A 515-nucleotide genomic window follows, 5' to 3' on the forward strand; every position below is an offset into this window, starting at 1 on the left:
ACCCGCCCGCCGCCGCGGCGGCCGTCCGGCGCGCGGCCGCCGCGGCGGGGGCCGGCGGCGCCGAGCCGGAGGCGGTCCCCGCCGGGGAGGGCACCCGCGTGGTCGTCGCGGTCGAGCACGGCGAGCGCGTGCTGTCCGCCCTGCTGCGCGAGCTCGACCGGGCCGGCCACGCCGTGCGGACCGCCGAGCTGACCCGCCCGACCCTCGACGACGTCTTCCTCCGGCTCACCGGCCGGAGCCTGCGCGAGGAGCGGGCCGACGCGTCCGAGACCGACCCGGCCGCCGAGGCCACGAGCGTGGGAGCACCCCGATGACCGCCGTTCCGACCACCCGCGAGTCCCCCGGCGGCACCGACCGGGCCCGCCCGGCCGGGATCATGCACGACTCCGTCAGCGTCTTCGTCCGCGAGCTCCGGCCCGTGGTCCGGGACCCCTTCAGCCTGGTGTTCTCGCTCATGCAGCCGCTGATGTTCCTGGCCTTCTTCGGCCCGCTCCTGGGCGGGATGACCGGGCTGC

1 protein-coding gene and 1 pseudogene are annotated in these 515 nt (G+C 78.6%); both read left to right on the forward strand.

The window, feature by feature from the left end:
* Positions 1-314 (forward strand): ATP-binding protein DrrA1-3 family domain-containing protein (locus tag QYM41_RS17895; RefSeq protein ID WP_368801111.1); only part of this gene is annotated, 314 nt, incomplete at its 5' end.
* A pseudogene (locus QYM41_RS17900) lies at positions 311-515 on the forward strand (ABC transporter permease); the annotation flags it as partial. The gene QYM41_RS17895 and the pseudogene QYM41_RS17900, both read left to right, overlap by 4 nt.

Source organism: Kocuria oxytropis, from assembly GCF_040981195.1.
Taxonomy (GTDB): domain Bacteria; phylum Actinomycetota; class Actinomycetes; order Actinomycetales; family Micrococcaceae; genus Kocuria; species Kocuria oxytropis.